The sequence below is a fragment of the Bacteroidota bacterium genome (assembly GCA_021300195.1).
Classification (GTDB): Bacteria; Bacteroidota; Bacteroidia; order J057; family JAJTIE01; genus JAJTIE01.
On the sequence record JAJTIE010000018.1, the window covers coordinates 144947 to 168695 of the forward strand.

22 protein-coding genes are annotated in these 23749 nt (G+C 59.6%); 11 read left to right on the top strand and 11 right to left on the bottom strand.

Annotation, left to right across the window (positions count from 1 at the left end):
• Positions 1 to 40: 40 nt before the first annotated feature.
• Both rbfA and LW884_04875 read right to left on the bottom strand, forming a co-directional pair.
• A complete protein-coding gene (rbfA, locus tag LW884_04870) occupies positions 41 to 427 on the bottom strand; it encodes a 30S ribosome-binding factor RbfA (protein MCE3007669.1) in 387 nt (128 codons plus the stop codon).
• 48 nt (positions 428 to 475) lie between these two features.
• On the bottom strand, positions 476 to 898 hold the full coding sequence (locus tag LW884_04875; GenBank protein ID MCE3007670.1) for a hypothetical protein: 423 nt from the start codon (positions 896 to 898) through the stop codon (positions 476 to 478).
• Between the two features lie 195 nt (positions 899 to 1093).
• Here LW884_04875 and LW884_04880 point away from each other — a divergent pair, with 195 nt between their 5' ends.
• The 5 genes from LW884_04880 to LW884_04900 all read left to right on the top strand — a co-directional run bounded on the left by LW884_04880 (position 1094) and on the right by LW884_04900 (position 5485).
• On the top strand, positions 1094 to 1660 hold the full coding sequence (locus LW884_04880; GenBank protein ID MCE3007671.1) for a DNA-3-methyladenine glycosylase I: 567 nt from the start codon (positions 1094 to 1096) through the stop codon (positions 1658 to 1660).
• Positions 1661 to 1722: 62 nt separating this feature from the next.
• Positions 1723 to 2193 (top strand): DinB family protein, encoded by a 471-nt coding sequence (locus LW884_04885; GenBank protein MCE3007672.1) that lies wholly within the window; start codon positions 1723 to 1725, stop codon positions 2191 to 2193.
• 57 nt (positions 2194 to 2250) lie between these two features.
• Positions 2251 to 3399: a WG repeat-containing protein gene (locus LW884_04890; GenBank protein MCE3007673.1), complete on the top strand. Its 1149-nt coding sequence runs from the start codon at positions 2251 to 2253 to the stop codon at positions 3397 to 3399.
• Positions 3400 to 3533: 134 nt separating this feature from the next.
• Positions 3534 to 4520, top strand: coding sequence for a biotin synthase BioB (gene bioB, locus LW884_04895; protein ID MCE3007674.1), 987 nt, complete (start codon positions 3534 to 3536; stop codon positions 4518 to 4520).
• Positions 4521 to 4540: 20 nt separating this feature from the next.
• Positions 4541 to 5485, top strand: a complete 945-nt coding sequence (locus tag LW884_04900; protein ID MCE3007675.1) for a restriction endonuclease — start codon at positions 4541 to 4543, stop codon at positions 5483 to 5485.
• Between the two features lie 108 nt (positions 5486 to 5593).
• Here LW884_04900 and LW884_04905 read toward each other — a convergent pair whose 3' ends face one another.
• The 3 genes from LW884_04905 to LW884_04915 all read right to left on the bottom strand — a co-directional run bounded on the left by LW884_04905 (position 5594) and on the right by LW884_04915 (position 10839).
• Entirely contained in the window at positions 5594 to 6313 is a 720-nt protein-coding gene (locus LW884_04905) for a lipoprotein signal peptidase (protein ID MCE3007676.1), read from the bottom strand.
• Positions 6314 to 6415: 102 nt separating this feature from the next.
• Positions 6416 to 6790 (bottom strand): TraR/DksA family transcriptional regulator, encoded by a 375-nt coding sequence (locus LW884_04910; protein MCE3007677.1) that lies wholly within the window; start codon positions 6788 to 6790, stop codon positions 6416 to 6418.
• Entirely contained in the window at positions 6787 to 10839 is a 4053-nt protein-coding gene (locus LW884_04915) for an isoleucine--tRNA ligase (protein MCE3007678.1), read from the bottom strand. Before LW884_04915 ends, LW884_04910 begins: the two co-directional genes overlap by 4 nt.
• A gap of 234 nt (positions 10840 to 11073) precedes the next feature.
• Between LW884_04915 and LW884_04920 the strand changes: the two genes are divergently transcribed.
• The 4 genes from LW884_04920 to LW884_04935 are packed head-to-tail and all read left to right on the top strand — an operon-like array spanning position 11074 to position 13017.
• Positions 11074 to 11487, top strand: coding sequence for an OsmC family protein (locus LW884_04920; protein ID MCE3007679.1), 414 nt, complete (start codon positions 11074 to 11076; stop codon positions 11485 to 11487).
• Positions 11488 to 11506: 19 nt separating this feature from the next.
• A complete protein-coding gene (locus LW884_04925; GenBank protein MCE3007680.1) occupies positions 11507 to 11917 on the top strand; it encodes a hypothetical protein in 411 nt (136 codons plus the stop codon).
• Complete coding sequence (locus LW884_04930) at positions 11871 to 12305, top strand: hypothetical protein (GenBank protein MCE3007681.1); 435 nt, start codon at positions 11871 to 11873, stop codon at positions 12303 to 12305. Before LW884_04925 ends, LW884_04930 begins: the two co-directional genes overlap by 47 nt.
• Complete coding sequence (locus tag LW884_04935; GenBank protein ID MCE3007682.1) at positions 12277 to 13017, top strand: geranylgeranylglyceryl/heptaprenylglyceryl phosphate synthase; 741 nt, start codon at positions 12277 to 12279, stop codon at positions 13015 to 13017. Before LW884_04930 ends, LW884_04935 begins: the two co-directional genes overlap by 29 nt.
• Before the next feature lie 163 nt (positions 13018 to 13180).
• Here the strand turns inward: LW884_04935 and LW884_04940 are convergent, their stop codons facing one another.
• Entirely contained in the window at positions 13181 to 13792 is a 612-nt protein-coding gene (locus LW884_04940) for a YceI family protein (GenBank protein ID MCE3007683.1), read from the bottom strand.
• A 188-nt stretch (positions 13793 to 13980) separates the two neighbouring features.
• On the opposite strand from LW884_04940, the gene LW884_04945 reads away from it, so the two are divergent.
• The gene (locus LW884_04945) at positions 13981 to 16848 is read left to right on the top strand and encodes a DEAD/DEAH box helicase (GenBank protein ID MCE3007684.1); all 2868 of its coding nucleotides are present in this window, start codon (positions 13981 to 13983) and stop codon (positions 16846 to 16848) included.
• A 213-nt stretch (positions 16849 to 17061) separates the two neighbouring features.
• Here LW884_04945 and LW884_04950 read toward each other — a convergent pair whose 3' ends face one another.
• Positions 17062 to 17964, bottom strand: a complete 903-nt coding sequence (locus LW884_04950; protein ID MCE3007685.1) for a histone deacetylase — start codon at positions 17962 to 17964, stop codon at positions 17062 to 17064.
• 79 nt (positions 17965 to 18043) lie between these two features.
• A complete protein-coding gene (locus LW884_04955; GenBank protein MCE3007686.1) occupies positions 18044 to 20683 on the bottom strand; it encodes a hypothetical protein in 2640 nt (879 codons plus the stop codon).
• Positions 20684 to 20764: 81 nt separating this feature from the next.
• On the opposite strand from LW884_04955, the gene LW884_04960 reads away from it, so the two are divergent.
• Entirely contained in the window at positions 20765 to 21262 is a 498-nt protein-coding gene (locus LW884_04960) for an acetyl-CoA carboxylase biotin carboxyl carrier protein subunit (protein MCE3007687.1), read from the top strand.
• A gap of 37 nt (positions 21263 to 21299) precedes the next feature.
• Here the strand turns inward: LW884_04960 and LW884_04965 are convergent, their stop codons facing one another.
• The 3 genes from LW884_04965 to LW884_04975 are packed head-to-tail and all read right to left on the bottom strand — an operon-like array spanning position 21300 to position 23717.
• Entirely contained in the window at positions 21300 to 22085 is a 786-nt protein-coding gene (locus LW884_04965) for a heme ABC transporter ATP-binding protein (GenBank protein ID MCE3007688.1), read from the bottom strand.
• Positions 22085 to 23137 (bottom strand): iron ABC transporter permease, encoded by a 1053-nt coding sequence (locus LW884_04970; protein ID MCE3007689.1) that lies wholly within the window; start codon positions 23135 to 23137, stop codon positions 22085 to 22087. The genes LW884_04965 and LW884_04970 overlap by 1 nt, the downstream gene beginning before the upstream one ends.
• On the bottom strand, positions 23127 to 23717 hold the full coding sequence (locus LW884_04975; GenBank protein ID MCE3007690.1) for a hypothetical protein: 591 nt from the start codon (positions 23715 to 23717) through the stop codon (positions 23127 to 23129). Before LW884_04975 ends, LW884_04970 begins: the two co-directional genes overlap by 11 nt.
• Between the last annotated feature and the right edge of the window lie 32 nt (positions 23718 to 23749).

A 23749-nucleotide genomic window follows, 5' to 3' on the forward strand; every position in this document is an offset into this window, starting at 1 on the left:
TATACAGACAAGCTGTCAGGCCCGTGCCCACAGCGGGGGCTCAGGCCTTATAGCCCTCCAGGGGTTCTTCGCCGTCTGGTGTTGTGTAGTCTATGTCTCGGAACAGGTCTTCCAGGCGTGCAGCCGTTTTCAGCGTGTCGTCTTCAAAGAATTGTAGCTCGGGCATCTGTTTCACCATATTTCGGATTCGCTTGGCCAGGGCGTGGCGTATCTGCCAGTTCTCCTGCTCCAGCAGTGCCAGGGTTTGGGCGGTTTTTTCTTCGGGTAGTACGGTTATATAGGCGCGGGCTAGCTGCAGGTCGGGTGTGGTTTTTATGTGGTTTAGGGTAATCATCACACCCAGTTCGCCTTCCACTTCCTTTTGCAGCAGGTCGCTTAGTTCGCGCTGTATGGCACGGGCAAATTTTTTCTGTCGGGTCGATTCCATGAGATGGCTGTTTTCCGGGCGGGGGGGGGTATACGCCTGTCGGTCTTCCTAGTAGTTTTTGTCTTCGTAGTTGTAGCGCTCGCGAAACATGGCTGCCACATTGGCAATGTACTCCTGCTCGCTGGGCTGTATGCTGTCTACGCGCATCAGCAGGTTCATCATGTGTAGCAGGGTGTCCAGCTTCTTCTCCTTGCCCTCCTCACTATCCAGCACCCGCTGGTATACGTTGAAAGCGTGGTCAAAGTGCTGCCGGGGCCCCCAGCGCTCGTAGTCTTTGTCGCGCACCATCTGCCGGATGTGCCGGTGGATGGTAGGTCCATCGCCGGGCAGGTTACTCTTCTTCAGCAGCATTTCCTCCATCAGTATTTCTTCGGAGATGGTGATTACCCCATCGGCCTTCATCAGCCCGATGAACAGGTGGGCCAGTGCTGCGGAGGCAAAACCCGTGAGTGAGTCCTCGAATTTGAGCATCTGGCAAGATACAGATTCTGATCCACTCTGTCGCCCAGGCGGGTTGTTTATCCCTGTATGTAGGGCGCTTTGTAGGTATACATAGGCATCCACCGTGCGGCTAGCATGGCCGTTGTACACCAGCGCATCTCCCCGTACCTTTGGCACGCCATCCTTTCCCTTTCCACTTTCAGGTATTCTTGTTCTGGCCAAATCATGGACTCGTTCGAAAAATCCTACTGCCACCATGCCCTGCAGCAGGAGGCAGACAATGTACACCGTCGTTACCACGACACCCAGTATGGCTTCCCGGTGGGCACCGATCAGGACCTTTTCAAACGCCTGGTACTGGAGATAAACCAGGCTGGCCTCAGCTGGACTACCATTCTGAAGAAGGAGGCGGGCTTCGACCAGGCCTACGATCAGTTTCACATCGCCACTGTGGCTGCTTACGGTCCGGCCGAGGTAGACCGCCTGCTGCAAGACCCTGCCATCATTCGCAACCGGCTGAAGGTGGCCGCCGCCATCCACAATGCGCAGGTAATCCTGCAGCTTCAGGCCGAGCACGGGTCTTTCGCACACTGGCTAGACCAGCAGGGTCAGCTGCCGCTGTCCGATTGGGTCAAGCGCTTCAAGCGGCTCTTTCGCTTTACGGGTGGCGAAATCTGCAATGAGTTTCTGCGCAGCACTGGCTACCTGCCCGGTGCCCACCACCCCGACTGCCCCACCTACCCCCTGGTTCTGGCCCGGCAGCCAGCCTGGCTGCGTGCCGGCGGGCAGTAGGCTCCGGCCCCCCTCGCCACACCTGGGCCAGGTTTTGTGCCACAACTTTTCTATCTTCGGGTATGATCTCCCTGAGTGCTCTTTTTGCCTACAGCCGCTGGGCAGACGCCCGCCTGCTGCCATACTTGCAGCCCGTGTATGCGGACGATGCCTATACACAGCGGCTAATGAGCCATGTGGTGATTGCACAAGCCGTGTGGCTGGACCGCATAGCCCAGGTGCCCCTGCGCTACACCGATTTTTTCCAGGTACTGCCTTGGCCGGACTTGATCGCGCTGGAGCGGGAGACTACCGAGGCCCTGATCCAGCTGCCCCAGCGCCTGGATGCAGGGGCCTTGGCCGCCCCCCTGGAGCATAGCAATGCCGAAGGGCGGGTCTTTCGCATTCCCCTGGAGGAGGTGCTGTTTCATGTAGCCAATCACGGTACGCACCACCGGGCGCAGCTGCTTAGCCAACTGCGGCGGCTGGGCCACACCCCGCCCGACCTCAGCTTTATCCTGTATGCGCGCGAGCGGCACGCCCCATCTGCCTAGCCGGTGGCCTGGTGCAGCGGTTGGGTGCTGTGTGTCCCTACTCCCTATCTTTGCCACATGATGGCTGGCAAGCGTATCCGTGCTGGTGTGGCCCTGTGCTTGGCCCTGCTGCCCCTGCTATGCGGCCGATGGGTGGCGGTAGCCCACGCACAGGCTAGCGGGCTACCACCTGCCGTGCTACAGGTGGCTGTGGGTGGCTACTGGGGCCTACAGACGCTGGATGGCCAGTGGCTATATGCGCCTTCCTTTCAGCAGATGCTGCCCTATCGGCAGGGGTATGCTGTAGTACAGCGCCAGGGTCGCGAGGGCTATATCGACACACAGGGCAGGCTGCTCACGCCCTTGGCCTTTTCCCTGGCCACCTCTTTTCAGGAGGGCCTGGCGGCTGTGCATACCGACAGTACCTCCGGATACGTGGATACCACCGGAAACTGGCACCTACCCCCCCGCTATGAATATGCCGAAGGCTTTAGCCAGGGCCTAGCGGCTGTGTACGAGGCCGATCATTGGGGCTTTATTGATACCCGGGGCAGGTGGGTCATTGCCCCGCAGTACATGGAGGTATTGCCGTTTCAGCAGGGCCGGGCAGCCGTACGGACGGAGTCTGGCTGGGGGTATATCGACACGCTGGGCCGCTGGGTGGCCCCCCCCCGCTACCAGCTGGCCCTGCCCTACGCCCAGGGCATTGGCCCCGTAAAGGGGGGCGAGCTGTGGGGCTGGGTAGACCTGCAAGGCCGCATCGTGATGGAGCCGCAGTTTGTAGAACTAGGCAGACCTGCCGAGGGGCGTGTATGGGCTATGGATGCGTTCGAGCAGGTGCACTACTACCACACAGACGGGCAGCGTGCCCTGGCCGACACCTTCTCTGCTGCCGGAGACTACCACCAGGGCTGGGCACCCCTACGTACCGACACGGGCTGGGTGTATGCCGATACCAGCGGGCAGCTGCGCATACCCACCGAGCCGCTGGAGTGGGCCGCCCCCTATGCAGACAGTATGGCGGCCGTGCAGCTGGGCGGGCTGTGGGGCTATATGGACCTGGCAGGCAAGGTGGCCATCCCCCCCCGCTACCTGCAGGCCGAGGCCTTTGAGGCCGGATATGCAGCCGTGCGCACCCAGCAGGGCTGGCAGCTCATCAACAGGCAGGGGCAGCCCGCCCTGCCTGGGCATACCTACAGCCACCCCCCCCGCGTCTATCAGCCCTGATGGGCCTTATCGGCCTCCGCAGCCCGCCCCGTCCGCGCATTTGCACTCCGGTCGGATTCCTTATCTTTGTGGCTGGCTGCACAGCAGCTGTTTGTGTGTTTCGTACGCTTTTATTCCCCCTAGCAGGATACAATATGACCACCCCCACCCAAGCCCGCTTTGACTGGACACCCGACGAGATCTCGGCCATCTACCATCGCCCCTTGATGGAACTTATCTACGATGCCGCTACCGTGCACCGCGCCCACAACGACCCCAAGGAGGTGCAGGTGTGCACCCTGCTCAGCATCAAAACGGGGGGCTGCCCCGAGGACTGCGCCTACTGCCCCCAGGCTGCCCGCTACCATACGGATGTAGAGGTGCACAAGCTGCTGGAGCTGGAGACGGTGGTGGAAGCAGCCAAAGAGGCCAAGGCCAGCGGCAGTACCCGCTTCTGCATGGGCGCGGCCTGGCGCGAGGTGCGCACCAACCGAGACTTTGACAAGGTGCTGGAAATGGTGCGGGAGGTGAAGGCGCTAGACCTGGAGGTGTGTGCCACCCTGGGTATGGTAGACGAGGCGCAGGCCCGCGCACTGGCCGAGGCAGGCCTGTATGCCTACAACCACAACCTGGACACCAGTGAGGAGTACTACGGCGAAATCATCAGTACCCGCACCTACCAAGATAGGCTACAGACGCTGCAGAATGTGCGGAAAAGCGGCGTAACCGTGTGCAGCGGCGGCATAATAGGCCTGGGCGAAAGCATAGAAGACCGGATAGGCATGCTGCACACCCTGGCCACCATGAACCCCCACCCCGAGAGTGTGCCCGTGAATGCCCTGGTACCCGTAGAGGGCACCCCCCTGGAGGATCAGCCCCGTGTGCCCGTGTGGGACATGGTGCGCATGATAGCCACCGCCCGCATCCTGATGCCACGGGCACAGGTGCGCCTGAGTGCTGGCCGGGTGCGCATGAATACCGAGGAGCAGGCCCTTTGCTTCCTGGCCGGGGCCAGCAGCATCTTTGCCGGAGATAAACTGCTGACCACCCCCAACCCCGATGCCACCAGCGACGCAGAGCTGTTTGCCACCCTGGGCCTACACCCCCGCCCCAGCTATAAGGCGGCGGCACAGCCCGCCTAGCCATCCCGCCCAAAACGAACATGACACTCCCAGACTACCAGGCATTTATGCGGCCCCTGCTGGCGCATGCCGATACCCAGGCAGCCCCCTTCCGGCTACAGGCGGCTGTACCCGCTGTGCAGGCAGCACTGGGCGTGCAGCACGGGGAGATGAACCTGATGATTCCCAGTGGCTTGCGCTCCACCTTTTACGACCGGCTGAGCTGGGCAAAGACCTACCTGGTAAAGGCGGGCCTGCTGCTAAACCCCACCCGGGGCCTGGTGGCCATTAGCCCCGAGGGACGGCAGTTTTTGCGTACCCATACGGGTGAGATAAAGCGCAAAGACCTCATGCGGTATGAGAGCTTCCGGGCTTTCCAGACCAGGACGAAAATGGATGCAGCGGACAGCGCACACGAGGACGCAAACGGCGACGACGAACAGGGCCTGCTGCCCAACCAAACCCCAGACGAGATGCTGGAGACGGTGCTGCGTGCACAGCGCCAAAACCTGGAAAGGGAGCTGCTGGATGCCATCCTGGCCCAGGACAGCAGTTTTTTTGAGCAACTGGTAGTAAAGCTGCTGGTAAAAATGGGCTATGGTGGCAGCTTTCGCGAGGCCGCCAGTGTTATTGGCCGCAGTGGAGATGGCGGCATAGATGGCTTGATAAAAGCCGATATTCTGGGCTTTGACAGCGTGTACGTACAGGCCAAGCGCTATGCTGAGGATAGCCGGGTGGGCAGGCCTGCCATACAGGCCTTTGCCGGTGCCCTGCTAGGCCATGGCGCGCAGAAGGGGGTGTTCATCACCACCTCCGATTTCTCGAAAGAGGCGCGCGACTATGCCGATACGCTGCGAAACCAGAAGGTAGTCCTCATCAACGGCAGCCTGCTTACCCACTATATGATCGAGTTTAACCTGGGGGTAAGCATACGCGACACCTACCATGTGAAGGCACTCGACAGCGACTTTTTTGAGTTGCTGTAGGGCCTATTCATCTTTCTCTGCTTTTTTTGAACTCCCCCCTCACTTCTCCACCTGGATATGGCTTACTGTGGCGCAAAGGCCGCGTTTTTTCGGGCTGGAGGGCTGGCCTTATTGGGCCGCAGGGGCATCCTGGGCCTGGGTAGCAGCGCCCTCGGTGCCTGGCGAGTAGGGTGCCTGCGGATGGGCGGCTGGCTGCGCGTCGGGCTTTACGAACAGGCGCTTCTGCCAGATGAGGATGGCAAGGATACCAGTGGAGATGGCCGCATCGGCTATATTGAAGATGGGCCAGAAGGCATAGAACTGGCCGCCGAAAAAGGGCACCCAGCTGGGGAGCACGCCCTGCCAGATGTCGACGTAGAACATATCCACCACCTGGCCGTACAGCAGGCCGCCCTCGTAGGCGTTCTGCTCGGCAAACCAGGCCCCGTAGAACACCCGATCGATGATATTGCCCAGCGCACCCGCCAGGATGATGGCTACCCAGTAGGGTAGGGCGGTGCGGTAGTGGCGGATCTTGTACAGATACCAGATGATGACCCCTACAGCCAGGATGGAAAAGAGGGTAAGCACCAGCTTGGCCACATCCGGGTTGCTGATGCCGAATTTGCCCAGCGTCATGCCGAAGGCGGCACCCGGATTTTCGACAAAGTGAATCTTGAACACATCGCCCAGCACGCGGAACTCCTCGCCCAGGTGCATCTGGGTTTTTACCACCAGTTTTACGATCTGGTCTACCAGAATAATGGCCAGGGCCAGCAGCAGGTAGGTGCGAAAGCCGGGCCGGAAAAGGCCGTACCCGCTTGCCGGAGTGTCTTGTTTTTCGGTCATGGAGGGGGGGGCGGATGGGCTAGTGGCAGGCTACGGGTACAGTGCGGGAGTGGGCGGATAGCCGTTCCTGGGCCTGTGTACCTGGGTAGCGCTGGGCCGGGCCTAGGTGTTTTGCTTCAGCTTGGCCTCTAGCGAGGTTTCGGTGTGGGGCACCACGCGCAGGCGCTCCTTGGGTATCAGCTTGCCCGTTACCTTGCAGCGGCCATAGGTGCCATTCTCTATGCGGATAAGGGCGCGCTCCAGGCCGTCTATAAACTTGCCGGTGCGGGCCAGCAGCATTTCGGTCTGCTCCTTGTCGGCAAACTCGGTGCCCATCTCGGTTACATTCAGGGCATCCACGCCGCCCTCACTCCCCTGTTGCTTCAGGCTCTCTTGCAGGGTTTTGTACTCCTGGCGGGCCTCTGCCAGCTTGTCCTGGATGATGTCTTTGAACTCTTGCAGTTCGCCCTTGGCGTAATGTGTTTTCTCTTCACTCATATCCGTTCTATCATAATTTGTCCTGCATGCCCGTCTATCTCGATGGGTTCGCCCACTATTGGCGCGGCCAAAGTTACACTTTTTGCCAGCGTTTCGCCAGTTATGTAGTGCTCATAGGCCTGCACGGCAGAAATCCAGGCTGGTTCGGGCGATAGGGTAATCTGTATTCGGTCTGTTACGGCGTAGTCTAGCTGCTTGCGCAGGTTCTGGATGCGGTTTACCAGGTCTCGGGCTATGCCCTCCTGCTTCAGGGCCTCCGTTAGCGTCAGGTCCAGGGCCACGGTTACGCCCCCCTCGCTGGCCACGCTCCAGCCCGGTATGTCTTCGGTGTGGATTTCTACCTCGCTCAGCAGCAGGGTGTAGGCTTCGGCCTGGCCCAGGGGGACGCGTAGCTCGCCCTGGGCCTCCAGCTGCAGTATTTCGGCCTGGCCTAGCTGTGCCACGGCTGCGGCCAGCTGCTTCATGTGGGCTCCCAGCTTGGGCCCCAGCAGCTTGAAGTCCGGCTTTACCTTCTTCGTTAGCCGCCCACTGCGGGCATCTATGGCCTCCACCTCCTTCACGTTTATTTCGGCCTGCACCAGCTCGGCCACGGCCTCCACATAGTGCTGCTGGTCTGCATTCAGCACCGGCACCAGTATTTTTTGCAGGGGCTGGCGGGCCTTTATCTTCGCTTTTTTGCGGATGCTGTGGCCCAGGCTGCATATCTGCATGGCCCAGCGCATGCGGGCTTCCAGGTCGGTATCCCGGTCGGCGCTGTCTACGGTGGGCCACCAGCTCAGGTGTACCGAGGTGGTGGCATCTCCCGGGCCTGCCAGGTTCAGGCTGCGGTACAGCCATTCGCTGTAAAAGGGCGCTATGGGGCTCATCAGCTGCGCCACCGAGCACAGGCATACGTGCAGGGTGCGGTAGGCGGCTTCCTTGTCGGCATTCATCTCCCCTTTCCAGAAACGCCGCCTGCACAGGCGCACATACCAGTTGCTCAGCTGCTCTACCACAAAGTGCTGGATGGCCCGCGCCGCCCGCGTGGGGTCGTAGTCGTTGTAGTGCTGTTCCACCTCCAGGGTCAGGCTGTTCAGTGTGCTCAGCAGCCAGCGGTCCAGCTCGGCAGGTACGGCGTTCTGCTCCAGGCTGCCAGGCCGCCACTGGTCTATGTTGGCATACAGGGCAAAGAAGTTGTACGTATTCAGCAGGGTGCCGAAAAACTTGCGCTGGGTTTCCTGCAGGTGCGCCTCGTTGAAGCGCAGGTTCTCCCAGGGCGGGTTATTCTCCAGCATATACCAGCGCACGGCATCGGCCCCGTATTGGTCTATCAGGCCAAAGGGATCTACGGCATTGCCCAGGCGCTTGCTCATCTTGTTGCCGTCTTTATCCAGCACCAGTCCGTTGGCAATCACGTTGCGGTAGGCCACGCTGTCCTCCAGCAGTACGCTGATGGCGTGCAGGGTGAAGAACCAGCCCCGGGTTTGGTCTACCCCCTCGGCGATAAAGTCGGCGGGGTAGTTGGCGCGGAAGGTATCCTGGTTCTCAAAAGGGTAGTGCCACTGGGCAAAGGGCATGCTGCCGCTGTCGAACCACACGTCTATCAGGTCGGGCTCGCGCGTCATGCGGCGGCCGTAGTCGTCCACCAGCACTATCTCGTCTATATAGGGGCGGTGCAGGTCTAGCGCCTCGGTGTCGCCCGCTTCGTAGGCTTTTATCTTGGCCAGGTAGGCTTGGTTGGCTTCGGTCTCCACCCCCGCCGCCAGGGCTTTTTCCAGTTCCGCTTTTAGTTCCGCTACGCTGCCGATGCAGATGGGTTCAGATTCTATAATAGACAATAGATCTCTAAGCATTTCATCTGTACGATCTAGCAAATTTGCTCTTTCTTTATATCCCTCCCTTAATTGCTTTAGGGATTCATCAGATAATGGTTTTAGAATCCCGGCATTTAGAAGGTCTTTGCTCAATTCTCGATAGTCTTCGAATTCCCCTTGTTTCCCTTTGCCTGTAAAGATGTTTTTGAAATTATATATTTCTAGAATGAAAAAATAATACTCCCGAAATGCATCTCGAGTTTCTCTTGATTTTTCATCGAGAACAATAAAATCTTCCGAATTTAATTTCTTATTTAAGAAATCTTCTATGCTAACTCGGATATTGTCGACGTTACGTACATTTTCAAAAAAATCAATTGAAATTAATTGTTCCAGCAGGGCGCGTGCTTTATTCTGAACTGCTGCAAGATAGTTTGTCCATTGCTCGCCTGATTTGAACCATTCAAGATACTTCCGCTTGGCTTTCCAAATAGGCAGCGGAATCCCCCAGTAGCGGCTTCTGCTTAGGTTCCAGTCTACCAGGTTTTCCAGCCAGTTGCCAAAGCGGCCACTGCCGGTGCTGGCAGGCTTCCAGTTTATCTCCTGGTTTTTGGCTATCAGCTGCTCCTTGGCCTGGCTGGTGGCGATAAACCAGCTATCCAGCGGGTAGTACAGCACCGGCTTATCGGTGCGCCAGCAGTGGGGGTAGTTGTGCTCGTACTTCTCGGCCCGGAAGCATCTGCCCTGTTCTTTTAGCCAGACGACCAGGTCTACGTCCAGCGACTGATAGTTCGGGTCGTCGGTATAGTTCTTTACATAGCGGCCTGCCCACTGGCCCATCAGGGGATTTCCCTCTTTATCGGTTGCCGTGCTATATTTTCCCTCTCGGTCTACAATAGGTTCAGGAAGTTCCGCCCCATTTTCAGGTATAAATATTCCAGAAATGTCATATTTATCAGCTACTAGTTTGTCGTCAGAACCAAAGGTAGGACTAATATGCACAATCCCCGTACCATCTTCGGTCGTAACAAAATCAGCAGGAATAACCTGAAACATTCCTGGTTTTCGCTTGTAGCTATTTAAAATTGATAGACCATCAAAGACCGTAATGTAACGTGAATTTGAAAAATCAAGTTTTATTAAAACTCTAAGTGTTTTTCCTGTTATTTGCGTCGATTCTTGGTTCTTTTCTTTATCATAAAAGCCTATGATCTTCCACGGCAGTTTACTTGGGTCTTTGGGCCAGGCGGCGGGCACCGAAATAGGCCCCTCCCTTACCTCAGCCTCAGCAGCAAAGTAGGCACCTAGTCGTTCCTTGGCCAGGATGACCCGAATGCGGTCAGGATTTGCCTTGTCCGGGGCATAGGGGTAGTAGGTCTCTACACATACATACTCAATGTCCTTACCCACCGCCAGGGCGGCGTTGGCGGGCAGCGTCCAGGGGGTGGTGGTCCAGGCCAGCAGGTAGGTCTTGGGGGTCTCGCCAGTGTCTCCGGCTTCCGCTGCAAAGGGCAGCTCGGCTGTCAGTTCAAACATCACCACGGCGCTGGTGTCCTTTACCATCCGGTAGGCACCGGGCTGGTTTAGCTCGTGGCTGCTCAGGCCCGTGCCGGCAGCGGGGCTGTAGGGCTGTATGGTGTAGCCCTTGTACAGGTAGCGCTGCTCCTTGCCCTGCTCATCCCGGTACGTTTTGTCGTACAGGCGCTTCAGCAGCTGCCACACGCTCTCCATGTAGGAGGTTTCGTAGGTGATGTAGGGGTTCTGCAGGTCTACCCAGTAGCCCATTTTTCGGGTCAGCTCGTCCCACTCCTGCTTGTACTTCATCACCTCGCGGCGGCAGGCGGCGTTGTATTCGTCTACCGATATTTTGGTGCCGATGTCCTTTTTGGTAATGCCCAGCTGCTTCTCTACGGCTATCTCGATGGGCAGGCCGTGGGTGTCCCATCCGCCCTTGCGGTGCACCTGGCGGCCCTGCAGGGTCTGGTAGCGGCAAAAGGTGTCCTTTATGGCGCGTGCCATTACGTGGTGGATACCCGGCGAACCGTTGGCCGAGGGTGGCCCCTCGTAAAAGGTGAAGGTAGGCTGCCCCTGCCGGCTCTCCACACTCTGCTCAAACACGCGGTGCTGCGCCCAGTATTCCAGTATCTCGCGCTCCCAGGCCGGGAAGTCGGGCTGGCGGTACTGCGGATACAGGGCCGCCGGTGTGGCAGCGGTGGGGGTAGAGCTGGGTGTGCGGGGGGTGGGGGTAGGGCTCATGGGGCTAGGCGCTTTGGGAGAGAGAATGGAGAGAAAAAATATGCCGAGGCATAAAAACGCAAAATTACGCAATAAAGCTCGGCTTTTTGTGTACCGATTTGTGCAGCGGCCCGCGCGGAGGCCCGCCCGGCTGCGGCTATTTTGTATCTTGCGCCCGGCCCTATCGGGGGATTTATTTCGGCCGAGGTCTTGTTATCCTGTTCACAACAGGTAATCTTTTCAATTTCACACCCTATGAGCACACACGAGATACACTGCACCTGGACCGGCGAGGGTCTGGGCTTTGACAGCGACATAAATGGCACGGTGGTTCACCTGGATGGCGACCACAGCAAGCAGCAGGTAACCCCCAAGAAGCTGACGCTGCTAAGCCTGGCCGGCTGCACGGCCATGGACGTGATCAGCCTACTGAAGAAGATGCAGCAGGAGGTTACCTTTTTTGATGTAAGCGTAGAGGCACCCGTAACCGAGGAGCACCCGCAGACCTATACCGAAATGAAAGTGCGCTACACCGTGCGGGGCCACAACCTGGATGCCCAGAAGGTGCAAAAGGCGGTAGACCTGAGCCGCGAGAAGTACTGCGGCGTGAGCGCCCTGCTCCGCAAGGCCGTGCCCATCGTCTTTGAAGTACAGGTAGAAGCGGCCTAGCCACCCTTAGTCTGTTTTTGTGATCGAACTGCTGAAGACCTACCTGGAGCACCGCATACGCCTGCTGGGCCTGCGGCTACAGTACCAGGGCACGGTAGTGCTGGCTGTGCTGGGCTATCTGGCACTGGTGCTGGTACCGCTGCTGCTGGCCTTCCTGCTGCTGTGCCTGGCCCTGGGCTATGGCCTGGGCAGCTGGCTGGGCCATGTTTGGCTAGGCTTTGCGATAGCGGGCATTTTTTGTGGTATTATTTCGCTCTTGCTGTATCTTTGTCGTAGCCGTATTGTAGCCCTTCTACAGCAGCTGATTGACCGTAAACTGACCCAGTATCTGGCACAAGATGACACCCCGGACCGGCCCGAAACAACCAGCGCAAGCCCGAACGATGCGGGAACGACTGGCGGAGATGGAACTACAGAACGAGCTGTTTGAAGATCAGATTCAGCAGCAGGCGCACAGCCTGGCGGCCTCCTTCCGACCTGCCGCGCTGTGGGCGGGCCTGCGCCGCCGCTTTATGCAGGCCGACCTGCAGACCCGCGTGCTATACGGCCTTGGAGCCGGTGTGGTGGTGTATATACTGGTGCGCAGCCTGCTGGGTGGGCGTAGCAGGCGCATCCTGCCCATGCAGTCGCCCGACGGCCATGTGCAGGCCGTAGTTGTAGAGGCCGAGGCACCCGGCTTCTGGACCCAGCTGCTGCAGCGTGCCGTGCAGACCTTTCTGCTAACCTATGCCCGCAAGCGCCTGACGGCCTTTCTCGAGTCCAAGTCTGCCCCCACCACCCCAGCACACGATGCTAGCCAGCCTGCAGGCCGCCCATAGGGCCGGCCACAGGCGCTTTGCCCTGCTGCTGGACCCCGACCATGCCGAACCGGCTGCACTAGCCCGCCTGCTACCCCTAGCCGAGGCCGCAGGCACAGACTACCTGCTGCTGGGTGGCAGCCTGGTGAGCCGCCTGGCCCTGGATGCCCTGATAGGCCAGATACGATCGCACACGCAGCTTCCAGTCGTACTCTTCCCTGGGCACCCGCTCCAGCTATCGGGCCAGGCCGATGCCCTGCTGTACCTCAGCCTCATCAGTGGCCGAAACCCCGAGTATCTGATTGGCCACCATGTGGCCAGCGCGCCCCTGCTGGCACAGCTGCAGCTAGAGGTTATCCCCACCGGCTATATGCTGGTAGACTGTGGGCGCAGCACCAGTGCCAGCTATATGAGTGGCACCCAGCCCCTGCCGTATGACAAGCCGGAGCTGGCGCAGTACACCGCCCTGGCGGGCCAGTACCTGGGCCTGCAGTGCCTATACCTGGATGGCGGCAGCGGGGCCGAGCGGCCCATTTCGCCCGATATGATCCGCGCCGTGCGTGGGCAGGTACAGCTGCCGCTGCTGGTGGGGGGCGGGCTGCGCACGGTGGCCCACATCCAGCAGGCGCTGGCCGCCGGGGCCGACTGTGTGGTGGTGGGCACCGCCCTGGAGCGCACCCAGGATGCCGACCTGCTGCTGGACCTGGTGCAGGCAGTAAAAAGCTTTGTATAGCACTAGCGCCGGGCCTTGGCCAGAGTAGCCTTTCCTGGCCAGGCTCTCAGTGCGTTTCGTGCCGATTGTCGGTCGGGCAGAAAAAAAGTCCCCGGAGATACCTCCAGGGACTTTTTCACAATCCGGCTAGCTACGGCTATGCCTGCATCGTGTTCCGGGTGGCTTACTTGCCAGCCAGTTGGAATTTCAGCTCTACTTCGTTGTTGATAACAGCTTGCTTCGGCTGAAACTTCATGCCGAAGTCTTCGCGCATTACCTTGGCAGTGCCTTCTACTTTAGCTTGGGCACCAGCCAGGTTCAGGCTGCTCAGGTTCAGCTCCACCTCTTTGGTTTTGCCGGCCACAGTCAGGTTACCCTTGGCTATGTTTTCCTTCACTTCGGTAATTTCAAAAGTAGCCTCGGGGTGTTTCTCCAGGTTGAAGAAGTCGGGGCTCTTCAGGTGGTCCACCAGTTTCTTCTCATCGGCGGCGGGCAGCGGTTGCTCGTCGGTAATCTTCAGGCTGGCAATGTCAAACACCAGTTTGCCACCGGTTATCTTACCGTCCTTACCTTCCAGCTTGCCTTCTTTCAGGAGGAATTTGCCGGTGTGTTCGCCTTGGCCGGCTTGCTTGGTAGCGCGGAACTCCACCCAGGTATTTGCCGTGTCCAGGTTTTCGGGTAGGGCCACCACTACGCTGTCAGCCTTCTGATCGTCCGCGGCATCTTTCTTTTTCTCTCCGCAGGCCACCAGGATGCCCATAAGGGCTAGGGCTAGTACAAAAAATTTGGTTTTCATGTTGTGATATGGATTAGGGTTAAAAAACAAACTGATTAACAAAAACAATGTACGTACATTAAAGTTCCATAGTTTCCACACTTCTTCTAAAAGGTTTTTTCGCTCGTACCTTTGGCAGTTTGTGCGCCTGGCGGAACCAGCGCAAAGATAAAATTTTAAAAGCAAACACAGCGCAAGTCGAAATACGCATGGTAAAGGCCCTGATAGACGAAAACCAGGCCTTCGAGGCCGTATACAGCATCTATCTGCATCCGCAGCTGGGCTACATTGTGGGTGCCTACGTGGTGCAGAACACGGCCACCGGCGGCCTAAGCCTGAGCAACCAGCGCCTGCTGCCCGAAAACTACCCCCAGTTTGCCCACCGCCTGGACGAAACCGACCGAAAGCTGACAGAACTGCTGAACGACCTGACGGTGCAGGCCCTGTACAAGCAGTTTGGCCAGAAGCACAGCAGCATCGATGCCTTCCTGAAAAAGTATGAGCAGCTCCCCACACGCGAGTACATACAGGCCTACATACAGCGCCGGGTGGCGCAGGCCCTGCCCCTGCTGCGGGGCCGAAACTTCTACCTGATGGGCAAGGACGGCTACCCCGCCTATCAGCGCCTGGAGATAAGCGACCTGTATGCCCGCGCCAACTTCAACATAGACCGAGAACCGGACGAAACGCGCTACAAGGCCTTTGTAAAGCTGGGCGACCAGCGGCTAGACCTGTACCGCCAGCCCGTGGCCCTACTCACCCACGAGCCCTGCTGGATGATGGTGGGCGAAACGGCCTTTACCTTCGACCAGAAGCTGGACGGAAAAAAACTGCTCCCCTTCATACAGAAGCGCTACATCGGCATACCCCGAAAAATGGAGCCAGACTACTACCGGAAGTTCCTGCTGAAGCTGGTAGAAGACTATCCGGTATGGGCCAAGGGCTTCAGTATAGAGAAAATTAAGCAACCACCCCACTTCATACTACAGGTAACAGCCGATGCACAAAGCCATTACACCTTCCAGATGAAAGTGCAGTATGGCAGCTACCTCTTTCCGCTGGTGCCTTTCCGCGCGGTTTCGGTAAGCCTGCTGCACGACAAGGCCACCGACGACTACACCTTCTACAAGGTGCACCGCCAGCAGGAGCCCGAGGAAGAGATGCGTGCTTTTTTCCAGGGCCTCCGCCCCGAGCAGGGCCTGCTGAGCGACCTGGTGCTGAGCGAAGACGAAGCCTACCGCTGGCTGTATGCCCATGTGCAAGACATCCAGCGCCGGGGCATCGAGATCCGCCAGACCGGGCCCGGCAAGCCACTCGTCTTTCAGAAACCCGAACTAAGGGCCGAGATACAGGAGCGCGACCACCGATTCTGGATACGAGCCGAAGTGCAGATAGGCCCCCACCGGCTGCCGCTCAGCGACCTGCGCAGCCACATCCTGAAGGGAAACCAGAACCTGGATCTGCCCGATGGCACCACCGCCCTGCTACCCACCGAGTGGCTGGAGGAGTGGAAGCACTTCTTCGAAGTAGCCCGCCTGGAAGACGGCCACTATACCCTGTACAACTACCAGGCTAGCCTGCTAGATAGCCTGCAGACCGGCAAACCCCGTGAGCAGCAGTATAAGTCGGAAGCGCTCACAGACTTTGACCGCATAGAGCCACAGCCCCTGCCTAGCGGCCTACAGGCTATCCCCCGAGACTACCAGCAGGCGGGCTACGACTGGATGTGCTTCTTGCAGAAGTACGGCTTTGGCGGAATACTGGCCGACGACATGGGCCTGGGCAAAACCCTGCAAACCCTAAGCCTGCTGCTGCGCCAGCACGGCGGCACGGTGCCCAAGCCGGCAGCCCCCAGCCTGGTGGTGGTGCCCAATAGCCTGGTGTACAACTGGCTGAACGAAGCCAAAAAATTTGCCCCCACCCTGCGCTGCCTGCAGTACACCGGCAGCCGCCGCCGTGCCGAGCTGGAGCAGCTGCACACCCACGACCTGGTGATAACCACCTATGGCACCGTGCGCCAAGACCTGGAGCAGCTGCTGCAGCACCGCTTTCACTACATTGTGCTAGACGAAAGCCAGACCATAAAAAACCGCGATGCCAAGATAACCCGCGCCGTGCTGCGCCTGCAGAGCGAATACCGCCTGAGCCTGACCGGCACACCCGTGGAAAACACCGCCATGGACCTGTGGACGCAAATGCAGTTCCTGAACCCGGGCTTGCTGGGCAGCGAGTCCTTCTTCGAGCGCTACTATGCCTTCCCCATAGAGAGGGAAGGAAATGAGCAGCGTGCCGCCAAGCTGCGAAAGCTCACCGCTCCCTTCCTGCTACGCCGTACCAAGGAAATGGTAGCCACCGAGCTACCCCCCCGCACCGAGCAGGTTCAGCTGTGTGAAATGCTGCCCGAGCAGCAGCGCCTGTACAACGACACCAAAGGCGCTATACGCCGCACCCTCTTCAGCGAGACCGCCCTGGATAGCCTGTACAACAACAAAATACAGGTGCTGAGCGGCCTGCAGCAGCTACGCCAGATAGCCATCCACCCCCGCATGGTAGAGCCGGAGGTGAACGAAAGCGGTAAGTACGCCGAGATGTGGAGCATGCTGGACAGCATCCTGGCCGAAGGCAGCAAGGTGCTCATTTTCAGCCAGTTTGTAAAATTCCTCCAGATACTGAAGTATGACCTCATGCAGCGCGGCCTCCCCTATAGCTACATAGACGGCAGCGTGCGAGACCGCGGCGCCGAGGTGGAGAAGTTTCAGACCGACCCCGCTACCAAGCTCTTCCTCATTAGCCTGAAGGCGGGCGGCACCGGCCTCAACCTTACCGCTGCCGAATACGTCTTCCTGCTAGACCCCTGGTGGAACCCCGCCATAGAGCAGCAGGCCATGAACCGCGCCCACCGCATTGGCCAGGATAAGCCGGTATTTGTGTACAAGTTTATTACCGAGGGCAGCATAGAGGAGAAGATACAACTGCTGCAGGAGCGCAAGCAAAAAATAGCCGGAGACATCATCCACACCGAAGAGAACTTCTTCAAGAGCCTGGACAAGACCGAACTGCTGGACCTGTTCCGGTAACTACCCCCGGCGGGGCAAGACCTTGCCAGCGTGGGTATGCGCTACAGAACAAATTCGTACACTACGAAACTAGTGGCACCTACAGCGGCAAACTGAGCATGCAGTCGCCCCCAGTAGAGGCCTGTGGAGGCCCGTACGCAAGTGCGGGCCTTTTTTGTGCAGTAGCCTGAAGGCTTAGTCTGCTCTCGGGCTACCCCTGTATGCCTGCCGGGCCTAGAAGAATACCTCCAGGGCGGCGCGGTAGGTGTTGCAGTGAGCCTGCACAATGTCTCGCAGGCGTGGGCTGTACCCCCCACCCATCACGGTTACCACCGGTATGGCGTTTTGCTTCAGCTGCTGGTACACATAGCGGTCTCGCTGGTGGCAGCCGGCCAGGCTGAGGGCCAGGGTGCCCAGCTTGTCTGTAGCCAGCACATCTACCCCCGCCTGGTAGAAGGCAAAGTCCGGCTCCAGCTCGTCTATCAGGCGGGGCAGCGTATCGGCCAGCAGCCGCATATAGGGGCCGTCCTCGGTACACCGTGGCAGGGCAAGGTCCAGGTCGCCATGCTCCTTCGGGTGCGGATAATTGGCCGCCCCGTGCATGCTGAAGGTGAAGACCCGCGACTCGCCGGCAAATAGCGCCGCTGTGCCATTGCCCTGGTGCACATCCAGGTCTATGATCAGGATCTGCCGGGCGCGGCCGCTGTCTAGCAGCAGGCGGGCGGCCATGGCTAGGTCATTCAGCAGGCAGAAGCCCTCTCCCCGGTCGTAGTAGGCGTGGTGGGTGCCTCCGCTCACATTCATGGCCACCCCATACTGCTGGGCTGCCTGGCACAGCTGCCAGGTGCCCCCGCATATATCCAGCTCGCGCTGGTACAGGGCCTGGCTGAGGGGGAAGCCCAGTCGCCGTTCGGCGCGGCGCTCCAGGCTGGCGGTGCGCAGCTGCTGCACATAGGCGGCGCTGTGCGTGCGCAGCACCTCCGCCTCGCTCAGGGGCGTGGGCGCAAACAGGTTGGCCTCTGTTATGCTGTGCTCATACAGCAGTTGCTCGGGTATCAGCTCGTACTTCAGCATCGGGAACCGGTGCGATTCCGGCAGCGGATGGCAGTAGTTGGGCTTGTAGGCTATTTTCAGCATAGGGCGTGCATCCGGCTCTGTGTGGGCCTTTGGCCTGCCCGTGGGAGTGCTATGCAAGACTCTAGCTGTGCTTTTCCAGCTACTCGCGCAGGCGTTTGGGGTACGAACGCTCCAGCCAGGGTTTCAGTTCGGGCAGGTGGGGCTCCATCTCGGCCAGCAGGCTGCCCGCGACGTCTTGCACAAACGCCTGGCTGTCCATCTCGGCGGTGTACATCAGCACCGGCAGCAGGGCACGCATTTCCTCCGGGCTACGGTCTTGCAGAAAGGCACTGTAGGAGTTCATGATCAGTATGCGCATGTAGCTTTCCAGCCTCCACAGTTTCTCTACCACCAGGGCATTTGCCGCCGGGTGCTTGTTTTCCAGCAGGATGTCTATCACGGCCTGGCTCAGTAGCGCATCGGGGGCATGCTGCAGGGGTAGGGCAGCCTGCACCGCCCGTGCTGGCTCCAGCATGCCTAGCCGCACCAGGGCATGTGCCCGCACGCTGTAGCTGCTGTCATGCAGGGCCGCCTCCAGCGCGGTCAGCACCTTCTGGTAGGCCTGGCTGGCCCTACCGCCTCCTTCACTGCCGGCATAGTTGGCCAGCAGCTCAATGGCGGCACTGCGTACGGCAGGCTGTGGCTCGCCCAGGTAGTAGCCTAGCAGGCTATCCAGGCGATCGGGCCGTTTAGTTGATGTGGCTAGCTGCGCCAGGTACTGAAGTGCCTCTACACGGATCTGCCAGATGGGGTCTTGCGTAGCGCGCCACAGCTCTTCCTCTATCTCGGCTGCTGGCAGTGCCAGGCCAGGCAGCTGCTCCAGGGCTGCCATGCGCTGCCCAAAGCCCCGGCCCTGGCCCAGCTGATAGACCCAGAAGCGGGGGGGCTTGGTTTCGCTTATAGTTCCGGGTAGCACATGGTCCGCATCCAGCTCCACATTCTGGATGAATGCGGGCCAGCCCTGCTCGATGGCTGTGGGGGGCGCACTGGGATATGGAATCGTAAGCACCGTATCGGCACTATGGATGGTAACCGCCACGCGCTGTGTGCCCCGGTGTCCGGCTATCTCCAGCTGCAGGGGCAGGGTATACACGGGCTGGTAACGCAGGTCCTGCTGCTGCAGCACATGTACGCGTAGCGCCTCGGCCTGCAGGTCATATTCGTAGGTAACAGCCAGTGCCGGGTGGCCGGCAGCATAAAACCACTGCTGGAAGAAAGGCGTGAGGTCTCGGCCACTCACGGCCTCCAGGGCCAGGCGCAGGTCGTGCACCTCCACAGGCTGGTACGCATGCTGCTGCAGGTAGCGCTGTATGCCGGCAAAAAAGGCCTCATCCCCCAGCTGCTGCCGCAGGTAGTGCAGCACCAGCCCGCCCTTCTGGTAGCTATGGGCATCGAATAGGTCGCCGGCATCTGCATACGCTTCGCGGATCAGGGGGCGCCGCTTGGTGGTGGCCTCGCTCAGGTAGGTTTGTTTCTCCGCTGCCAGGTGGGCGTCGGCATTGTCTTTTCCATACTTATGCTCGCGCCACAGGTACTCGCCATAGGTGGCAAAGGATTCATTCAGCGGCAGCTGCCCCCAGCTTTCGCAGGTTACCAGGTCTCCAAACCATTGGTGTGCCAGTTCGTGGCTGATGAAGTCCTCACGACTCTCGTCCAGATGTGCCAGGCTGTCGTGCTGTAGTTCGCTGTAGTGTATGGTGGCGGTGGTGTTTTCCATGGCCCCACTTACAAAGTCGCGCACCACCACTTGGCTGTATTTGGGCCAGGGGTAGGGTACGCCTAGTTTTTGGCTGAAGAACTCCAGCATTTCGGGCGTATGGCCAAACACCAGCTGGGCATAGGGGGCATAGGCGGGCTCTACATAGTAGCTTACCTCGCGCCCCCGCCAGGTGTCGGTATGCTTGTAGAACTTTCCTACCGCCATCATAAACAGGTAGGGGGCGTGGGGCTGCGTTAGTACCCAGCGGTCTGTCCGCTGTCCGCTTGGCGCGGGGGTACTGCTCATTAGCAGGCCGTTGCTCAGCGTTTGGTAGCTGCTGTCTACGGTTATGCGCAGGTCTTGTGTGCAGCGCTCATTGGGCTGGTCTATTGTGGGGAACCAGCAGCTGCTGGCCTCGGTCTCTCCCTGTGTCCATATCTGCCGGGGCTTGTAGGGGTGCCGTCCATCGGCATTGATGAAGTAGAGGCCCTGTGCCCCGCTGATGTATTCGCTACCCGCCCGCTGCAGGCGGTAGGGCCGTGCTGTGTAGTCTATTTCCAGCCACAGGGTGTCCCTACGCGTGTAGGTGTGGGGCAGGGCTATGTGCAGCTGCAGGCTGTCGGCATAGCGGTAGGTCAGGGGCGTGCCCCCTGCCAGTTGCAGGCTGTGTATGTCCAGCCCCTTTGCGTCCAGCACCAGGCTGTCTGTCGGATAAAAATAGGGGGTAAGCTGCAGGAGGGCCCGGCCCCGCAGGCTGCGCTCGGCCCAGTCGAAGCGCACAGATAGCTCCGTATGCAGCAGGTCCATCCGTCGCACGCGGGTGTATTGCCTGGGCTCTCTGGCAGCTGCTGCCCATATGGGTGCCTGCTGGCCGGGGTCTGTGCTCTTCAGCACCTTGTCTACGGCCACACCCAGGGGTTCAAGCTGGTTGGCCCGGCGGGCCTTGCAGCCAGCCAGCAGGCCGACCAGTATACATAGGCCCAATACCCGTGCTGCCGGTGCAAGGCACCCCTGCGGAAGAAAAAAGGAGAATACACGCATGAATACCAACTTGGTTAGGCACCCAAAATAGGCAAAACTTTTCTCAGCTACTTTGTGCATCTTTGAGCTTTTCAGCGGGATATGACACTTGTACAGATAGCAGATCTGGACCCCATAGCCATTTTTCATCAGGCGGGGCTGAGCACCCTACCCGATGGCAGCCGGGTACAATGGCAGCCAGCAGGCCCCTACCGATGGCAGGCGGAGCACGGCGGCAAAACCTACCGCATCCTTCTCTTGGGCCAAGATGTAGAGACTGCCACGCTGGATATACGCCTGAATGGCAAGCGCATGCAGCTGCAATACGAGACGCTGGAGATGCGCCTGCAGAAGAAAATAGGCATAGAGCCAGGTGCCGTGCAAAAGGTTACCGACCTGCGTGCCCCTATGCCCGGCCTTATCCGGGCCCTACCCATCAGCCCGGGCCAGCAGATTGCCAAGGGCGAACCCCTGATTGTGCTGGAGGCCATGAAGATGGAGAACGTAATAAAAAGCCCGGCAGATGTGGTGATAGCCAGCATAGCGGTTCAGGTAGGCCAGGCAGTGGAGAAGAACCAGGTGCTGGTATCTTTTGCCTGATCATCCCGCGCCTGTTGGTGTATTGGGCTTGCGCAGATTAGCCCGGGGGTACTAGCACCAGTGGCCGCTCTGGTCGCCCGGGGTAGGCCTGCACCTGGAAGGGTAGGCCATAGACCTGATTCAGGTTCGGCGCGGTGAGCACCTCGGCGGGTGCCCCCTGGTAGGGGAAGTGCCCGTCGTGCAGCAGCAGGATCTGATCGGCAAACAGGCTCGCCATATTCAGGTCGTGCAGGCTCACCACCACCAGTGCCTGCGCCGCCGCCAGCTGCCGTGCCTCCTGCAGGATCTGGAGCTGAAAGGCGGGATCCAGGTTGGCAATCGGCTCATCCAGCAGCAGCAGGCGGGGCCTGCCTGCTACGGGCTGCCACACCTGTGCCAATACGCGGGCAAACTGCACCCGCTGCTGCTCGCCACCGCTTAGGGCGGTGTAGCGCTTGTCGGCATAGGCAGCCATGCCCGCCGCGGCCAGGGCTGCCCGGGCAATCTCCCAGTCCTCGGCCCGCTCGGTGCGTGCCCGCAGGTGGGGTAGGCGGCCCATCAGCACTACCTCGACAACGCGGAAGGGAAAGCTGAGGGTGCTCTGCTGCGGTAGCATGGCCCGGTAGCAGGCATGCCGGCGGTTATCGCTGGCGGGATAGCCGTGCAGCTGCACCTGGCCCGCGCCCGGCTCCAGCTCCCCGGCCATTAGCCTCAGCAGGGTGCTTTTTCCGGCTCCGTTGGGGCCCAATAGGCCCACCAGCTGGCCGGGCGCTAACTGTAGGTCTATATTGCGCAGTACGGGCTGGCTTTGATAGTAAAAGGATACCTGCCTGAGGGAGAGCATTAGCCTTGTCTTTTTTTGCTTTGGAGCAGGAGTGCGATAAAAAAAGGTGCCCCCACCAGGGCGGTGATGATGCCGATGGGCATTTCGGCCGGGGCCAGCAGGGTGCGGGCCAGCAGGTCGGCTGCCAGTAGCAGTGCAGCCCCCAGCAGGATCGAGCCGGGCAGCAGCCCGCGGTGGTCTGGCCCCAGCCACAGGCGCAGCAGCTGGGGCACCACCAGCCCCACAAAAGAGATGATGCCCGTAAAGGCAACAGTAGCCCCCACACTTAGGGCGATCAGTACAAAAAGTCGCTGCTTTAGTCGCTGTAGGCGGATACCCAGGTGTACAGCCTCCGATTCTCCCAGTAGCAGGGCATTTAGCACGCGGGCAAAGCTGAGCAGGCCCAGCAGGCCCAGCAAGACAAAGGGGCTTACCACCCCTACTGTGCGCCAGCTGGCAGCGCTCAGGCTGCCCAGTGTCCAGAAGTTGATGGTGCGTACCTGGGCATCGTCGGCCAGGAAGATGAGGAACCCCAGGGTGGCCCCTATCAGCGCATTCATGGCGATGCCCCCCAGTAGCAGGTGGATAACTGAGGTGCGGCCCCGGAAGGTGGCCAGGTGATACACGATCCAGCTAAAGGCCATACCGGTGCCAAAAGCACCCAGGGGCACCAGCCAGCCCAGCACCGATAAGGTGCTGGCACCCAGGGCCAGGCCCTCTACCACCAGAATGACCAGCACGGCACCCAGTGTAGCCCCCCCCGAGATGCCGATGAGCGCAGGCTCGGCCAGCGGATTGCGGAACAGGCCCTGAAGGGCCGTGCCCGCCGTGGCCAGGGTGGCCCCCACCAGCACGGCCATCAGGGCACGGGGCAGCCGTATCTCCAGCAGGGTGTAGGCTTCATTAAAGCTGTAGGCAGTGCCTGCATCCAGCCCCAGCACACTGGCCAGGATAGCAAGGCTGTGCTGCACCGGTATAGGCTCTGCCCCCAGTGCCAGCGATAAGAGTATGAGAACAAAAAGACCTACGCTCAGGATCAAAAAGATCAGCAGGTATCGGCCCTTAGGCTTCATCGGCCCCTGCTTTTCCATCGGCATCCTTGCTTTTTTGCACCTGCCAGGCCTGTTCTTCGAAGCGGATGTTCATCATCTGCATAAAGTGGCGCATTTGGTCCTCATCTTCCAGGTCTACACCTGCTTTCAGGGCCATCATGCCCACCACCTTGCTCATGCTCCAGTTGGCCTCGTCCTCGGCAGCGGCTAGCATATCGGTGGCCATCTGCTGCACCCGCTTGCGCAGGGCTGGTGCCTGGGCCAGCAGCCCTGCCTCTTGGGTATAGTCCAGAAAAGCCGTTAGCACATCGGGCGCTGCGCTGAAGAACTCGGGCCCGGCAGCAATCTTGCTGGGCATCACCCGCATGCATACTTCCTCCACCCCGCCTGGTGTCCACTCCTGTGGTGCCTGCCCTACATGGGTGTACAGGTACTCGGCAAAGTATAGGATAACAGAAGCTCCTACCAGGTGGGCGTAGCCGCTCAGCCGCTGATACTGGCCCGTATCGGCAAAGCGTGCATACCACTGCTCCACCTCATCCAGTATCCGGTTCAGCTCCTCATCGGAAAAGTCTAGCTGCGCATCGGGTGCATTCTCCATACCTTACAAATGTAAGGATTTATGCAAGACAG

Bases quoted from the DNA above. Each gene is read 5' to 3' on its own strand.
- rbfA (MCE3007669.1), bottom strand. From the start codon at position 427: ATGGAATCGACCCGACAGAAAAAATTTGCCCGTGCCATACAGCGCGAA.
- LW884_04875 (MCE3007670.1), bottom strand. From the start codon at position 898: ATGCTCAAATTCGAGGACTCACTCACGGGTTTTGCCTCCGCAGCACTG.
- LW884_04880 (MCE3007671.1), top strand. From the start codon at position 1,094: ATGGACTCGTTCGAAAAATCCTACTGCCACCATGCCCTGCAGCAGGAG.
- LW884_04885 (MCE3007672.1), top strand. From the start codon at position 1,723: ATGATCTCCCTGAGTGCTCTTTTTGCCTACAGCCGCTGGGCAGACGCC.
- LW884_04890 (MCE3007673.1), top strand. From the start codon at position 2,251: ATGATGGCTGGCAAGCGTATCCGTGCTGGTGTGGCCCTGTGCTTGGCC.
- bioB (MCE3007674.1), top strand. From the start codon at position 3,534: ATGACCACCCCCACCCAAGCCCGCTTTGACTGGACACCCGACGAGATC.
- LW884_04900 (MCE3007675.1), top strand. From the start codon at position 4,541: ATGACACTCCCAGACTACCAGGCATTTATGCGGCCCCTGCTGGCGCAT.
- LW884_04905 (MCE3007676.1), bottom strand. From the start codon at position 6,313: ATGACCGAAAAACAAGACACTCCGGCAAGCGGGTACGGCCTTTTCCGG.
- LW884_04910 (MCE3007677.1), bottom strand. From the start codon at position 6,790: ATGAGTGAAGAGAAAACACATTACGCCAAGGGCGAACTGCAAGAGTTC.
- LW884_04915 (MCE3007678.1), bottom strand. From the start codon at position 10,839: ATGAGCCCTACCCCCACCCCCCGCACACCCAGCTCTACCCCCACCGCT.
- LW884_04920 (MCE3007679.1), top strand. From the start codon at position 11,074: ATGAGCACACACGAGATACACTGCACCTGGACCGGCGAGGGTCTGGGC.
- LW884_04930 (MCE3007681.1), top strand. From the start codon at position 11,871: ATGCGGGAACGACTGGCGGAGATGGAACTACAGAACGAGCTGTTTGAA.
- LW884_04935 (MCE3007682.1), top strand. From the start codon at position 12,277: ATGCTAGCCAGCCTGCAGGCCGCCCATAGGGCCGGCCACAGGCGCTTT.
- LW884_04940 (MCE3007683.1), bottom strand. From the start codon at position 13,792: ATGAAAACCAAATTTTTTGTACTAGCCCTAGCCCTTATGGGCATCCTG.
- LW884_04945 (MCE3007684.1), top strand. From the start codon at position 13,981: ATGGTAAAGGCCCTGATAGACGAAAACCAGGCCTTCGAGGCCGTATAC.
- LW884_04950 (MCE3007685.1), bottom strand. From the start codon at position 17,964: ATGCTGAAAATAGCCTACAAGCCCAACTACTGCCATCCGCTGCCGGAA.
- LW884_04955 (MCE3007686.1), bottom strand. From the start codon at position 20,683: ATGCGTGTATTCTCCTTTTTTCTTCCGCAGGGGTGCCTTGCACCGGCA.
- LW884_04960 (MCE3007687.1), top strand. From the start codon at position 20,765: ATGACACTTGTACAGATAGCAGATCTGGACCCCATAGCCATTTTTCAT.
- LW884_04965 (MCE3007688.1), bottom strand. From the start codon at position 22,085: ATGCTCTCCCTCAGGCAGGTATCCTTTTACTATCAAAGCCAGCCCGTA.
- LW884_04970 (MCE3007689.1), bottom strand. From the start codon at position 23,137: ATGAAGCCTAAGGGCCGATACCTGCTGATCTTTTTGATCCTGAGCGTA.
- LW884_04975 (MCE3007690.1), bottom strand. From the start codon at position 23,717: ATGGAGAATGCACCCGATGCGCAGCTAGACTTTTCCGATGAGGAGCTG.